Source organism: Bradyrhizobium sp. USDA 4473 (genome assembly GCF_054063335.1).
In genome coordinates this window covers 7,724,681-7,739,264 of sequence record NZ_JBSSGE010000001.1, presented here as the reverse complement: position 1 = coordinate 7,739,264, position 14,584 = coordinate 7,724,681, and the positions used below count along the sequence as shown (strand labels likewise).

At 64.8% G+C, this 14,584-nt stretch carries 13 protein-coding genes; 10 read left to right on the top strand and 3 right to left on the bottom strand.

Annotation, left to right across the window (positions count from 1 at the left end; translation table 11 throughout):
- Positions 1-35: 35 nt before the first annotated feature.
- Positions 36-830: a DeoR/GlpR family DNA-binding transcription regulator gene (locus ACVW17_RS36220; RefSeq protein WP_456798720.1), complete on the bottom strand. Its 795-nt coding sequence runs from the start codon at positions 828-830 to the stop codon at positions 36-38.
- Between the two features lie 351 nt (positions 831-1,181).
- On the opposite strand from ACVW17_RS36220, the gene deoC reads away from it, so the two are divergent.
- The 8 genes from deoC (at position 1,182) to ACVW17_RS36180 (ending at position 10,536) form a co-directional block, all read left to right on the top strand.
- The gene (gene deoC / locus ACVW17_RS36215; RefSeq protein WP_456799017.1) at positions 1,182-2,099 is read left to right on the top strand and encodes a deoxyribose-phosphate aldolase; all 918 of its coding nucleotides are present in this window, start codon (positions 1,182-1,184) and stop codon (positions 2,097-2,099) included.
- Between the two features lies 1 nt (position 2,100).
- Positions 2,101-4,488: an aldehyde dehydrogenase family protein gene (locus ACVW17_RS36210; RefSeq protein ID WP_456798719.1), complete on the top strand. Its 2,388-nt coding sequence runs from the start codon at positions 2,101-2,103 to the stop codon at positions 4,486-4,488.
- 80 nt (positions 4,489-4,568) lie between these two features.
- Positions 4,569-5,024 (top strand): RbsD/FucU family protein, encoded by a 456-nt coding sequence (locus ACVW17_RS36205; RefSeq protein ID WP_456798718.1) that lies wholly within the window; start codon positions 4,569-4,571, stop codon positions 5,022-5,024.
- A 4-nt stretch (positions 5,025-5,028) separates the two neighbouring features.
- Positions 5,029-5,955, top strand: coding sequence for a ribokinase (locus ACVW17_RS36200; RefSeq protein ID WP_456798717.1), 927 nt, complete (start codon positions 5,029-5,031; stop codon positions 5,953-5,955).
- 7 nt (positions 5,956-5,962) lie between these two features.
- Positions 5,963-6,838 carry a carbohydrate ABC transporter permease gene (locus ACVW17_RS36195; RefSeq protein WP_456749473.1) on the top strand — a complete coding sequence of 292 codons (876 nt, stop codon included), beginning with the start codon at positions 5,963-5,965 and terminating at the stop codon, positions 6,836-6,838.
- On the top strand, positions 6,835-7,872 hold the full coding sequence (locus ACVW17_RS36190; RefSeq protein ID WP_456749472.1) for a carbohydrate ABC transporter permease: 1,038 nt from the start codon (positions 6,835-6,837) through the stop codon (positions 7,870-7,872). Before ACVW17_RS36195 ends, ACVW17_RS36190 begins: the two co-directional genes overlap by 4 nt.
- A gap of 49 nt (positions 7,873-7,921) precedes the next feature.
- Complete coding sequence (locus tag ACVW17_RS36185) at positions 7,922-9,361, top strand: extracellular solute-binding protein (protein ID WP_456756259.1); 1,440 nt, start codon at positions 7,922-7,924, stop codon at positions 9,359-9,361.
- 83 nt (positions 9,362-9,444) lie between these two features.
- On the top strand, positions 9,445-10,536 hold the full coding sequence (locus tag ACVW17_RS36180) for an ABC transporter ATP-binding protein (RefSeq protein WP_456749471.1): 1,092 nt from the start codon (positions 9,445-9,447) through the stop codon (positions 10,534-10,536).
- Positions 10,537-10,684: 148 nt separating this feature from the next.
- Here ACVW17_RS36180 and ACVW17_RS36175 read toward each other — a convergent pair whose 3' ends face one another.
- Positions 10,685-11,743, bottom strand: a complete 1,059-nt coding sequence (locus ACVW17_RS36175) for a helix-turn-helix transcriptional regulator (RefSeq protein WP_456749470.1) — start codon at positions 11,741-11,743, stop codon at positions 10,685-10,687.
- A gap of 481 nt (positions 11,744-12,224) precedes the next feature.
- Between ACVW17_RS36175 and ACVW17_RS36170 the strand changes: the two genes are divergently transcribed.
- Positions 12,225-12,521 carry a hypothetical protein gene (locus ACVW17_RS36170; protein ID WP_456749468.1) on the top strand — a complete coding sequence of 99 codons (297 nt, stop codon included), beginning with the start codon at positions 12,225-12,227 and terminating at the stop codon, positions 12,519-12,521.
- A 155-nt stretch (positions 12,522-12,676) separates the two neighbouring features.
- Positions 12,677-13,045, top strand: a complete 369-nt coding sequence (locus ACVW17_RS36165) for a BA14K family protein (RefSeq protein WP_456798716.1) — start codon at positions 12,677-12,679, stop codon at positions 13,043-13,045.
- Positions 13,046-13,146: 101 nt separating this feature from the next.
- Here the strand turns inward: ACVW17_RS36165 and ACVW17_RS36160 are convergent, their stop codons facing one another.
- A complete protein-coding gene (locus ACVW17_RS36160; protein WP_456798715.1) occupies positions 13,147-14,583 on the bottom strand; it encodes a helix-turn-helix domain-containing protein in 1,437 nt (478 codons plus the stop codon).
- Position 14,584: the final 1 nt, after the last annotated feature.

Genomic DNA, 14,584 nt, shown 5'->3' with positions numbered 1-14,584 from the left:
TTCGCGAGCCCCAGAATGACACTGAGTGAATCACGCTAGCTTGCGCTGGTCACGTATTCGACCGGAAGGCTGCGGAAATGCTTGCGCATGTCGGATGAGGCCGCGCCGCCGACGATGATCCGCGAGAACGCGGCGATGTCGGAAAAGAATGCCGATTTTAGGCTGCCGAGCTTGCTGGCGTCGATCACCAGGATGCTCTCCATCGCGGTCTCGATGACGGCCTGCTTGACCGCGACCTCGTGAAAATTCGAGCAGCTCGCGCCGCGGGTCCAGTGCACGCCGCCGGCGGAGATGAAGGCCTTGTTGATCCCGAGCCGCCGCAGATAGGACAGCCCGTCGTCCGACGCAAAGGACTGCGACGATGGATGGTACAGCCCGCCCATCAGCATCACCTGCGTGGCCGGCCGCCGCGTGACGATCGAGGCCACGTTCATCGAATAGCAGATCACCGAGAGTGGCAGGTCCTCGGGCAGGCAGTCCGCCAGCGACTGCATCGTGGTGCCGCAGTCGATGAAGATCGTATCGCCTTCCCTGATCGAGGCGGCGGCGGCCCGGCAGGCGAGGCGCTTGTCCTGGGTGTGCTGGTCGATCTCCTGCTCGAATGCGTATTTGATGCCGGTCGGCGATGCTGCGTTGACGACATAGCCGCCGAGCAAGGCGAGCGCGGCCTCCGGACCGGCAAGGTCACGCCGCACCGTCATTTCGGAAACCCTGAGGAGCTCGGCGGCGTCCTTCAGATGCAGCGCGCCACTCGATTCAACGGCGCGGCGCAGCCTCTGCAGGCGCTGGACGCGGGTCTCGCTTGGTCGTGCGTTGGTGGTTTCAGCCATTTTGATCGCCGAGCTTGCTTATCCGATTGACAATGATCTTACAATGTTGTGAGTTTATCAACGTCGGTTTGTTACAAAAATAACATCCAGTTTCGATGGGCTGAACCGATGCCAGAACGATCCCGTTCCTCGGCAGTCGGCAAACCCAGCGACGAGGTGAGGGGAGGATCACATGTTGCGATCTGCACATTCAGTCTATCTGGCGATCTCGTCGATTCGCTAGCACGCACGGCGCCTCCCATGACGCAGAGCGTCTTCATCCAGAATCCGTCCCCATTGGCGGTGCAGACGCCTGCTCCGGGCGGCGAGCATCCGCATCCGATCCCGCGCAACAGCGGCCGCGCGCTCGAGATGGATTGGGTCGACGACATCAGGATCAATCTGTCGGCCGCCGAGCGGCGCGTCGCCAGCCTGCCCGGCCGGCGGACCGTCAAGAAGGACGCACAGGCCGCGTGGCTGCTCAAGGCGGTCACCTGCATCGACCTGACGACGCTCAATGGCGACGATACGACCGAGCGGGTGAAGCGCCTCTGCGCCAAGGCCAAGGCGCCGGTGCGCGGCGATGTCATCGAGAAGCTCGGCTTTGCCGGCCGTGACCTGCATACCGGCGCGGTCTGCGTCTACCATCGGTTCGTCGCGACGGCGGTCGAGGCGCTCGATGGGTCCGGCATTCCGGTCGCTGCGGTCTCGACCGGATTTCCCGCGGGTCTCGTGCCGCACGATCTGAAGCTGAAGGAGATCGAGGCCTCGGTCCGCGATGGCGCCGAGGAGATCGACATCGTCATCACGCGTGAGCATGTGCTGACCGGCGATTGGCGGGCGCTTTACGCCGAGGTGCGGGATTTCCGCGCCGCCTGCGGTAATGCGCATCTCAAGACGATCCTGGCCACCGGTGATCTCAAGACGCTGCGCAATGTCGCCAAGGCGTCGATGGTCTGCATGATGGCCGGAGCCGACTTCATCAAGACCTCGACCGGCAAGGAAGGCGTCAATGCGACATTGCCGGTGACGCTGGCGATGTTGCGGATGATCCGCGTCTATCAGGAGCGCACCGGCTACAAGATCGGCTTCAAGCCGGCCGGTGGCATTTCGACGGCAAAGGACGTGCTCAACTACCAGTTCCTGATGAAGGAGGAGCTGGGACGCGACTGGCTCGAGCCGGACCTGTTCCGCATCGGCGCCTCCAGCCTGCTTGCCGACATCGAGCGGCAGCTCGAGCATCACGTGACCGGCCACTACTCGGCTTTCAACCGCCACCCCGTGGGATGAGATGAGCGTCGCAAACTATTTCGAGACCATGGAGTATGGCCCCGCGCCCGAGGCGGACGGCGAGGCACGCGCCTGGCTGGCGCGGCACGGCGCCACGTTCGGGCATTTCATCGCCGGCAAGTTTGTCGCGCCGCATGCCGGCAAGCACCTCACGACGAGCGAGCCCGCCACCGGCAAGACGCTGGCGCGCATCGCGCAGGGCGCTGCCGCCGATGTCGAGGCCGCGGTCAGCGCCGCGCGTACCGCGCAGACCGCGTGGGCCAAGCTTGGCGGTCACGGCCGCGCGCGTCATCTCTATGCACTGGCGCGCATGCTGCAGCGTCACGCCCGGCTGTTCGCCGTGCTGGAGGCGATCGACAACGGCAAGCCGATCCGGGAAACCCGCGATCTCGACGTGCCGCTCGCCGCGCGCCATTTCTATTATCACGCCGGCTGGGCGCAGCTGCAGGATCGCGAATTCGCCGATCAGGTGCCGATCGGCGTGATCGGGCAGATCATCCCGTGGAATTTTCCGCTGCTGATGCTGGCCTGGAAGATCGCGCCCGCGCTCGCCGCAGGCAACACGGTGGTGCTGAAGCCGGCCGAGTTCACCTCGCTCACCGCGCTGCTGTTCGCCGAACTCTCCGCCGAGGCCGGCCTGCCGCCGGGCGTGCTGAATGTCGTGACCGGCGATGGCGCGACCGGTGCGTTGCTGGTCGAAAGTCCCGGTGTCGACAAGATCGCCTTCACCGGCTCGACCGAGGTCGGTCGGCTGATCCGCCAGGCGACGGCGGGCACCGGAAAATCGCTGACGCTGGAGCTCGGCGGCAAATCGCCGTTCATCGTGTTCGATGATGCCGATATCGATGGCGCGGTAGAAGGCGTGGTCGATGCGATCTGGTTCAACCAGGGCCAGGTCTGCTGCGCCGGCTCTCGGCTGCTGTTGCAGGAAGGCATTGCGGAAACCTTCCGCCGGCGGCTGATTCGCCGCATGGAGACGCTGCGCGTCGGCATGCCGCTCGACAAGGCGATCGACATGGGCGCGGTGGTCGCGCCGGTGCAACTCGAGCGGATCACGTCGCTGGTCGAGACCGGGGTGAAGGAGGGTGCGGAGAAATACCAGGCGCCCGGCGCGATCCCGGCGGAAGGATGCTTCTATCCGCCGACTTTGCTCTGGAACGTGCATCCATCCTCGACGGTCGCGACCGAGGAGATTTTCGGCCCCGTGCTGGTGGCGATGACGTTCCGCACGCCCGACGAAGCTGTCATGCTTGCCAACAACACGCGCTACGGCCTTGCTGCCAGCGTGTGGAGCGAGACGATCGGGCTTGCGCTCGACATCGCGCCGAAACTCCTGGCCGGTGTGGTCTGGGTCAACGCCACCAACCTGTTCGATGCCAGCGTCGGCTTCGGCGGCTATCGCGAGTCCGGCTTTGGCCGTGAGGGCGGCCGCGAAGGCATGGTTGAATACCTCAAGCCGAAGGCCTGGAGCGGGCGCAAGGCGCGGGCCAAGGCATCGCCTCTGCCTGCGGCGGAAGGTGTCCGCAGCGGCTTCGATGTGCCGCCGATCGATCGAACCGCAAAGCTATTTGTCGGCGGCAAGCAGGTGCGTCCGGACGGCAATTATTCGCGCGCGGTGCTCTCGCCGAAGGGCCGGCGGCTCGGCGAGGCGGGCGAGGGCAATCGCAAGGACATCCGCAACGCGGTGGCCGCCGCCCGTTCCGCCGAGTCGTGGGCGCGGGCGACGGCGCATAATCGCGCCCAGATCCTCTATTATCTTGCCGAAAATCTCTCCGCGCGCGGCGACGAGTTCGCCCGGCGCATCGCCGACATGACCGGTGTGTCGGGCGCAAAGGCGCGTACGGAAGTCGATGCCAGCATCGAGCGGCTGTTCAGTTATGGCGCCTGGGCCGATAAATTCGAGGGATCCATCCACGCGCCGCCGCTGCGCGGCTTGGCGCTCGCAATGCACGAGCCGATCGGGGTGGTCGGCGTCGCCTGTCCCGACGAGGCACCGCTGCTCGCCTTCGTCAGCCTCGTCGCGCCATTGATTGCGATGGGCAACCGCGTCGTCGCGGTGCCGAGCGAGCGGCACCCGCTCGCCGCGACCGACTTCTATCAGGTGCTCGAGACATCTGATGTGCCGGGTGGCGTGGTCAACATCGTCACGGGTGACCGCAACGAACTGGTCGAGGTGCTTGCCGAGCATGACGATGTCGACGCGCTCTGGGCGTTCGGATCGCAGGAGGCTTCGACGGCAGCGGAGCGGCTGTCGATCGGCAATCTCAAGCGCACGCTGGTCGACCATGGTCTCGCGCTCGACTGGTACGACAAGGCAGCGAGCGAGGGCCCGATCCTGCTCCGCCATGCGGTGCAGGTGAAGAACATCTGGATTCCGTACGGCGACTAAAAAAGTCACCTTGCGGTGATACCGGTAGAGATCCGAACCGGCAGAGTCCGGTGATTTTTGAAGACGAGGGAGGACGCAACATGCTCAAGGGCATCAATCCGCTGCTCAATGCCGACGTGCTCTATGCCCTGCGGGCGATGGGGCACGGCGATCGCCTGGTGGTGTGCGACACGAATTTTCCGGCCGACTCGATTGCTCGGCAGACCGTGTTCGGCGAGCTGCTGCGCATCGACAATGTGAGCGCCGCCAAGGCGGTCGAGGCCGTGCTCTCGGTGATGCCGCTCGACACCTTCGTCGACGATGCCGCGATCCGCATGGAGATCGTCGGCCAGCCGCAGGAAGTGCCGCCCGTGCAGCACGAGGTGCAGGCCGCGATCGATCGCGCCGAGGGACAGTCCTGGCCGCTGGTCGGGGTCGAGCGCCATGCGTTCTACGAGAAGGCCAAGACGGCCTATTGCGTGATCGCGACCGGCGAGCGGCGCTTCTACGGCTGCTTCCTGTTCAGCAAGGGCGTCATCGCGCCGGACGGGGAGTGACGACATGAGCAGGAATGGCGTCGCCGTCCTCGGCGTGTTCGTCGTCGATCTGGCGTTCCGCGCCGGCAACATGCCGGCGATCGGCGAGACCATCGCCGGATCTGGATTCGCGATGGGGCCCGGCGGCAAGGGCTCCAACCAGGCCGTCGCGGCCGCGCGCGCCGGCGCCAGCGTGAGTTTCATCTCGCGGATCGGCAGCGACGCCTTCGGCGAACTCGCGCTGAAGACCTGGGAGACCGAGGGAATTCGTCCGCGCGTCGCCAGGAGCGCCGAAGCGCCGACCGGCGCGGCCTTCATCTACGTCCACGAGACCCGCGGCGATAACGCGATCATCGTGGTGCCGGGTGCGGCGGGCGGGATCAGCCCGGCCGATGTCGACGCGGTGGCGGACGCCATCCGCGACTCCCGCGTGTTCGTGACCCAGCTCGAGCAGCCGGTCGATGCGGCGCGGCGCGGGCTCGAGATCGCGCGCGCCGCCGGCAGCATCACGGTGTTCAACCCCGCGCCGGCGATCACGTTCGACGACGATGGCCTGTTCGCGCTCTGCGATTATGTCGTTCCCAACGAGACCGAAGCCGAAGGGTTGACCGGCATCGCGGTCGGCGATCTCGCCGGCGCCCGCCGCGCCGGCGATGCGTTGCTGGCGAAAGGCGCCGGCACCGCTTTGATCACGCTCGGCGAGCGCGGCGCGTTGTTTCATGCGCGGGATCGCTCGCTGCACGTGCCGCCGTTCGCGGCCGGCAAGGTGGTGGAGACCGCCGGCGCGGGCGATGCATTCGTCGGCGGCTTTGCCGCAGCGCTTGCAGCCGGCGCCGATCCGCTGGAGGCGGCGCGGTTCGGTTCCGCCACCGCCGGAATCTCGGTGACCCGACCTGGCACCGCGCCCGCGATGCCGCAGCGCGCGGAGATCGACGCGCTGCTGAAGGGATGATCGCGCGATGATGCGGAACGATCCGATCAAGCATGTCTTCATCTGGCCGGCGGTGCTCGTCGTGCTGGCGATCTCGATCTTTCCGCTGATCTATTCGCTGACCACGAGCTTCCTCAGCTATCGCCTGATTCCGCCGATCCCGCCGCGCGTCGTCTGGCTCGGCAATTATGCCACGCTGTTGCAGGAGCCGCGGTTCTGGAGTGCGCTGTTCACCACAACGCTGATCGCCTTCATCGCGGTCGGGCTGCAATACGCGATCGGGTTCGGCGTCGCGCTGGCGCTGAACGCGCGGGTGCCGGGCGAGCGGCTGTTTCGCGTCGCCCTGCTGCTGCCGATGTTGCTGGCGCCGGTCGCGGTCGCCCTGGTGGCGCGCATGATCTTCAACCCGACGATGGGGCCGCTCAACCAGTTCCTGTCGAAGTTCGGGCTGGCCAATCTGCCGTTCCTCACCAACGGCCATTGGGCGCTCGCCTGCATCATCGCGGTCGAGGTCTGGCAGTGGACCCCGTTCATCATCCTGATGATGCTGGCCGGCCTGCAAACCCTTCCCGAAGATGTCTATGAGGCCGCCGAGCTCGAGAATGCCAGCGCCTGGCAGCAGTTCTGGGGCATCACCTTTCCGATGATGCTGCCGATCTCGGCCGCGGTCGTCTTCATCCGCCTGATCGAGAGCTACAAGATCATGGACACGGTGTTCGTGATGACCGGCGGCGGACCGGGCGTCGACACCGAGACGCTGACCTTGTTCGCCTATCAGGAAGGCTTCAAGAAGTTCAATCTCGGCTACACGTCGGCGCTCAGCTTCCTGTTCCTGATCGCGATCACGATCATCGGCGTCACCTATCTGGCGCTGCTGCGGCCGCATCTGGAGAAGCGCCGATGAGCGGACAGGGCCTGACCGGATTGTCGCCATGGAGCCGCCGCCTGGTCGCAGTCGGTGTTCTCCTCTGGTGCCTGATCACGGTGTTTCCGCTGTATTGGGTGGTGGTGACCGCGTTCAAGACGCCGCCGGGCGTCGTCGGCGGTCCGACTTACATTCCGTTCGTCGACTTCACGCCAACCTTGCAGCCCTTCATCGATCTCTACCAGGGGATCCGCGGCGAGTTCTTCCGGACCTTCCTGAACTCGACTATTGTCGGCCTGTCGGCGGCGGCGATCGCCACCGCGATCGGCGCGATGGCGGCCTATGCACTGGTGCGGTTCGAGTTCAAGGTCCGGCTTGGTGCGGGCCTGGTGTTCTTCCTGCTCGCGCTCGGCGGCTATCTGCTGTTCAACGCGACGTTGGGGTTGACCCGGCCGCAGGCGCTGCTGCTCGCCTTTCCGATCGCGCTGATCGCAGCCGTGATCGCCAATCGCCTGCCGCTGCCCGGGCCGATCCTCGGCAATGAGGACATCCTGTTCTGGTTCGTCAGCCAGCGCATGTTTCCGCCGATCGTCACCGCGTTCGCGCTCTATCTGCTCTACAGCGAGATCGGCCGGCTCGGCTTCCAGCTGATCGACAGCTTCGTCGGCTTGACGCTGTGCTACGTCGCGTTCTCGCTGCCGATCGTGGTCTGGCTGATGCGCGACTTCTTCGAGGCAATCCCGATCGAGGTCGAGGAGGCCGCGATGGTCGACAACGTGCCGAGCTGGCGCATCTTCATCGGCATCGTGGTGCCGATGTCGATGAACGGCCTGCTGGCGACGTTCATGATCACGCTGGCCTTCGTCTGGAACGAGTTTCTGTTCGCGCTGTTCCTGACCAATTCCAGATGGCAGACGCTGCCGATCCTGGTGGCGGGACAGAACAGCCAGCGCGGCGACGAATGGTGGGCGATCTCGGCGGCGGCGCTCGTCGCCATCGTCCCCATGATGATCATGGCGGGCCTGCTCAGCCGCATGATGCGGTCGGGCCTACTGCTCGGGGCTATCAAATAGCAAAAGCGTATGTAGGGAGGACTAGACGATGTTACGACGGACGTTCCTGATGTTGACCACCTCGCTCGCGATCGCGGGCGCTGCGAGCCAGGCCAGTGCGGCGTGTAGCCCGGATTACACCGGCGTCACCCTGACGGTGGCGTCGCAGACCGGACCGTATATCGCGTCCGCGCTCAAGCTCGGCGCCGACGAATGGGCCAAGAAGACCTGCGGCAAGGTCAATGTGGTCGAGTTTCCCTGGTCCGAGCTCTATCCGAAGATCGCGACCTCGCTGACCGCATCGGACGCAACGTTCGACCTCGTCAGTTTCGCGCCGGCCTGGCTGCCGGACTTCGTGCCCTATCTCAGCGAGATGCCGAAGGAGATGCAGTCCGGCAAGGACTGGGACGATATCGAGCCGGCCTATCGCGAACGCCTGATGGTGTGGGAAGGCAAGATCTACTCGCAATCGATGGACGGCGACGTCCACACCTATACCTACCGCACCGACCTGTTCAGCGATCCCAAGGAGAAGGACGCGTTCAAGGCCAAGTACGGCTACGACCTCGCGCCGCCGAAGACCTGGAAGCAGTATCTCGACATCGCGGAGTTCTTCCAGCGGCCCGACAAGGGCCTGTGGGGCACGGCAGAAGCGTTCCGTCGCGGCGGTCAGCAGTTCTGGTTCTTCTTCAGCCACGCCGCGGCCTACACCAACAATCCGAACTATCCGGGTGCGATGTTCTTCGACCCCGAGACGATGGACGCGCAGATCAACAACCCGGGCTGGGTGAAGGGCCTCGAGGAATATATCCGCGCGTCGAAGCTCGGGCCGCCGAACGCGCTGAACTTCTCGTTCGGCGAGGTCAACGCCGCGGTCGCCGGCGGTCAGGTCGCGGAATCGATCGGCTGGGGCGACACCGGCGTCATCGCCGCCGACCCGAAGCAGTCGAAGATATCGGGCAAGGTCGGCTCGGCGATGCTGCCCGGTTCGGACGAGATCTGGAACGCGAAGACCAAAAAGTGGGACAAGTTCCCGAGCGTGCTGCCGGGCCCGTTCATGGCATTCGGTGGCTGGCAGATCGCGGTGCCGAAGGCCGGCAAGAACCAGCAGGCGGCGTGGGACTTCGTCAAGACGCTGACCAGTCCCGACGTGTCGGGGCAGGCGGCGATCACCGGCGGCAGCGGCGTCAATCCCTATCGCAAATCGCACACCGCCAATCTGCAACTGTGGAGCAAGATCTTCACGCCGGAAGAGGCCAAGGAATATCTCGGCGCGCAATCGGACTCCATCAACGCCAAGAACGTCGCGCTCGACATGCGTCTGCCCGGCTACTTCTCCTACACCGAGGTGGTGGAGATCGAGCTCGGCAAGGCGCTGGCCGGCCAGACCACGCCGCAGGCGGCGCTCGACGCGATGGCCAAGGAGTGGAACCGGCTGACCGACGAGTTCGGCCGGGCCAAGCAGCTCGCGGCCTATCGCGCGGCGATGGGCCTGCCGCCCAAGAACTAGCTTTCAACCGAGACATCCCGGATGATGCGCAAGTGTCATCCGGGACTTTATCTGCCGTCGACGAAGGGACGGAAAAGGATTCCATGGCGCACGTCGAGATCGAGAACGTCAGCAAGGCATACGGGCCCTACAAGATCATTGAAGGGCTCGACCTCAACGTGGCCGACGAGGAGTTTGTCGTGCTGGTCGGTCCGTCCGGCTGCGGCAAGACCACGACATTGCGCATGATCGCGGGACTGGAGGCCGTCACCGGCGGGACCATCCGCATCGGCAACCGCGATGTGACGCAGCTGCGGCCGGGCTTGCGCAATTGCGCGATGGTGTTCCAGAACTATGCGCTCTATCCGCATATGACGGTCGGCGAGAACATCGGCTACGGCATGAAGGTGCGCGGTGAATCGCGCGTCAGCATCGAGAAAGCCGTCAACGACGTGGCGCGCGTGCTTGACCTCGAGCAATATCTGCAGCGCAGGCCCAAGCAGTTGTCCGGCGGCCAGCGCCAGCGCGTGGCGATCGGCCGCGCCATCGTGCGCAGCCCGGACGTCTTCCTGTTCGACGAGCCCTTGTCCAATCTCGACGCCAAGCTGCGCATCGAGATGCGGACCGAGATCAAGGCGCTGCACCGCCGCCTCGCCAAGACCATCGTCTATGTCACGCACGACCAAGTCGAAGCCATGACGATGGCGGACCGCGTCGTGGTGATGAACAAGGGCCGGATCGAGCAGGCGGCCGATCCAATCACGATCTACGAGAAGCCGAGCAATCTCTTTGTCGCGGGCTTCATGGGCGCGCCCAGCATGAACTTCATTCATGGCGAGATTGTCGCCCGCGACGGCGCGCTCACCTTCACCGAGCCGTCGGGTACGGCGTTGCGATTTCCGAAGTCGCGTGAGGCGGCCTATGCCGGCAGCGTCGGCAAGCCGGTGGTGCTCGGCGTGCGGCCCGATCATGTGTTGCGCGAAGGCGCCCCGGCGGGCTCGTCCATCCGCATCCTTGTGAAGGACGTGGAGCCGCTCGGGCCGCACACGCTGGTGATCGGGACCGTCGGCGCATTCGCGTTCACGGCGCAAATGCCGGTCGGCGTCGCCGCCGCGCCGGATCATGCGATCGACGTCGCGCTCGATCTCGAGCGAACGCATTTGTTCGACAAGGCGTCGGGGATGGCGATTTGCTGATCGGCGTGCCCGCTCAACGGCTCCGGGTGAGGGCTCTTGCCTCTCGATAGACCATAAACCCTCACCCGATTTGCTGCGCAAATCGACCTCTCCCAAGGGAGAGGTGAACTTTCGATGCCGTTGCAGCTCAACCTAATCTCATCATGCGCTAGCTGCTGAACCCTCGCACGCGCCGGACGGTATCGGACGGATACAGGCCGAAAGCCGAGCGGTACACCGCTGCGAAACGGCCCATATGGGTAAAGCCCCACTTCAGGGCGACTTCGCTGACCGGAAGCATGTTCTCCGGTCGCGACAGCTCATCGTGGATTGCCTCGAGACGAATTTGCCGCAGATAGGCGACCGGCGTCGTGTCGTGGATCTTGCGGAAACCCAGTTGCAGCAGCCGGCTGCTGACGCCGACCGTCGCGGCAATGTCCGATACCGTCAGCGGCAGATGAGGATTGGCGCGCATATATTCGACCGCCTGCCGGATGTAGCGCGGCGGCGTGTCCAGCGGGTGGCGGTTCAGGCGGTCGGTCAGCCGGTGGGGAACATTCTCGAGGATCAGCTGTATCGCAGCCTCGGACAGCAGCGCGCTGGCCTTCGGGGAGCGCGCCAGGGTCCCGTCGTACAAACCGGTCGCGCTCGTGCGAACCAGTTGAAGAAGCGTTTGCCCGGCTCCCGTGGACACGTCGACGATCGGCGTCAAATTGAGATCTTCGAGCGCTGCGCTCCCGAAAGTCGCAGACAGCACCTTTGTGACGATGCCCGTATGCAGCGTCAGCGTGACGCTTGAGTATCTTCGGTCGACCACTTCGACGCGCTGCGCCTGCATCGTCGGGAGGGGGACGATGGCGATCTCGGACGGGGTTCGCTCGATGCTCTTTCCTGCAATCAGCGTCTCGGCCTTGCCGACATTCAACAGGCCTATTGCGAGCTCTCCGGCGGAGTCCTCGTAGGAGTAGCGCCAATCCCAGCCTGCGGAAAGGTCCGCCCGCACGACGTCGATTTCCGCTCCAATTGCGATATCGGCATGCCAGCGAAACGATTCGTCAGACTGCGGCGAGGAGTGGGCACTGATCCCGTGCGGTCTGAGCATTTCGAGGAGATCTTCAAACGAAGACCCCGATCGTGTGGGGGGTGCAGCGAGTACGTCTTCGACCATTAATCCCAACCAGTTGCTGTGCGCGACATGACCCGATCCATCCGGACCGCGGTCCATCATTCAGGACGCCTGCCACACGCACAACCCGCACGATCACAATAGCACAGCCTTGGGGAATACAGCTCGCGTTCTCTTTTTCTTCTCCCTCAATATCCAATTGCCGAACGGAATATCCAGCACGCGAACATCGAGCCGCGAAAGGTAAGATTTGATCCAATTCCTCGCCTCGATTGACGGCGATGCCGCACCGACCATCGCCCGCCGCGCCTTCGCTGCGGTGCTGATGTTCTGAAGCTACAGCGAGCGTGACGTGTGAGTGATCACTAGCCGAAATCCGAACGCGCCCATCCGGAATGCGATGGCATCCATGGACTCGTAGCCCATTTGGCCTACATCGTCCCGACCAACTCAAACGGGTTATGAAAGCATGCTTACAAGGATTACTTGCGTATTCGCGCTTACGGTTGTTTCGTCCATACCTGCGCTGGCCGATAGCTGCGCAGATCACGTCCAGAGCACCGGCGTTCCGATGGTATCGGGCATGACGCACAAGACCTGGATGACCTTCCCGTCGGTCAATCCCGGTGTCGCCCTCGACAAGGTGTCGCGCGCCGTTCTGGCGGAGGGCTTTGTCGGTGTGAACGTCGACAAGAAGCTCGGCACGGTGACCACCCAGCAGGAGACCACCGGATCCGGCCGGCCCCAAACCTTGCAAGTCGTCGTCCGCAAGGACGGCAAAGGCAGCCGCGTCGATGCGAGCTTCATCTTGCCGCCGGGACAGCTAGCTCCAGGCGTCGGCGATAATCTCTGCCGCGTCGTGAACGCAGCCGGCCAGTGAACTCCGCCCATCCGTGAAGCTAGGCTGACGCGCGAATCGTAACCGGCCGCGCGTGCAAGGGTGTCGTCCGGTCCCGCACCGGACGAACCATCCATGTTGAGGGAATTGGGACGCCGGTGCCGGCCTGCGCCCACAGCAATGAAGCAGGAGATATGATGCGTAGGGCTCGCTTTCTGAAAGTCGCTTTGACGGCCACCACCGGCGTTATGATGTTGTCCGCCTCCGCGATCTCGGCTCCGCTGCAGCACGGCGCCGGTGTTGCGGCCGCGGTGCCGCCAGCGGCCGAGCAGGTCTGGTGCCGTTACGGGAATTGCTACGACAATGGCGGCGGTGCGGCCGTCGGCGGACTGGTCGGTGGCCTCATCGGCGGCGTCATCGCGGCCGGTGCAGCCAATGCCGCCGCGCAGCAGGAAGCTGCTGCGGCCCAGCAGCACGCGGCGTCTTGCGCGCAGCGCTATCGCTCGTACGATGCCGCATCGAATACCTTCCAGGCAAAGGACGGCCGGCGCTATCCCTGTCAGTAAGCGTTGAAGCTTTTAGTCGCGACCATATTGCGTTCGGGCTGCGGTGTGACACCGCAGCCCTTTTCAATTATCGGGATCGCCACAAGACAGGCCGTGCGGAGTCAATCCGCCGAGAAGCCGAATGGCACGCTCGAGGTTCTGAAATCGTCGGGCAGAATCTCGCGCCCGATCGGGGGCGCCGACCGCGCCGCGCATCGCGGGCGATGGCAGACCCGGCAGGCGACGCCGATCGGGGTCGGCTCGTCCGCGTTCGGTCCCCGTCCATCGCGGGTGTAGATCAACTGGCCGGCATGCTCGGCGGCGCAGCCGATCGCGATCGCACGCTCGACCCGGATGGCGCCGAACGCGCCGCCGCCGGCGGTCACGGTGCGGGCGATCGAGAAGAACCGCTGACCGTCCGGTAATTCCAGCCATTGCGTGACGATCTGCCGTGGCGTCTTGAAGATATCGTGGACCGACCACAGCGGGCAGGCGCCGCCGTGCTTCGCGAACGGAAATCCGGCGCCATCGAGCAGCTTGGAGATGTTGCCGGCGGGATCGACGCGGATCAGGAAGAACGGCACCTTCTCGAGACCCGGCCGCTGCAAGGTCGTGACGCGGTGCGCGGTCTGCTCGAAGCTGGTGCCGAATTGACGCGCCAGCGCCTCCAGATCGTAGCGCCGCGTCTCGACCGCTTTCGCAAACACCGAGTAGGGCATGATGAGCGCGGCCGCAGCGTAGGCTGCGAGCGCGCGGCGAGCCAGCAATTCGGCGCTCTTGCTGCTGAACTTGCCGTCTTCCACCGCCGCGCTGATCTCGCCTTCGAGTTCCAGATAAGCGAGTTGCTTGGCGAGCTGGAAATTGAGGCCTGCGGTATCGAGCGAGTCCTCGAGCAGCAATTGCCGGCGATGCAGGTCGAGCCGCCTGACCGAACCGAGCATGACGTTCGGCGGCAGGTAGCGGACCTGGAGCTTGTGACGCTCGCGAAGCCGCTCGATGAACCCGGCTGGTCCGGCCGGTTCATGGACGAGACGCTCGGCGGCATCGTCGAGATTGGCGAAATTGTTGCGGCGCGCGGCGAGGAAGCGCCGGACTTCCGCAACGGGATCGTTGGCATCGAAATTCTCGCCCGGCAGCAAGGCCGCACCCGCCAGGTCCGGCGCGCGCCGCTCCGCCAGCGCCAGCTGCTCTTCGCGATAGGCGGTGTAGAGGCGCAGGAACGCCTCGGTCATTCCGGGATAGCTCACCGCGAGGTCGCTGACCTCGAGCGCGGGGATGTCGATGTCGGCAAACATCGGTTCCTTCAGGACCGACTGCATGCGCGCGGTGTGATCGGCACCGCCGTCGCCGGCGAGATCGGCCAGATCGATCTTGTAGGTGCGAGCCAGGCGCAGCAGCATGTCCGCCGTCACCGGACGCTGGTTGCGTTCCAGCAGCGCGACATAGGGGGCGGAGATTTCGAGATCGGCGGCCATATCCGCCTGGGTTAGCCCGAGGTCGCGCCGTAGCCGGCGCAGCCGCGGGCCCATGAAAACGGAACGGGCGGTTGAGGTGACCATC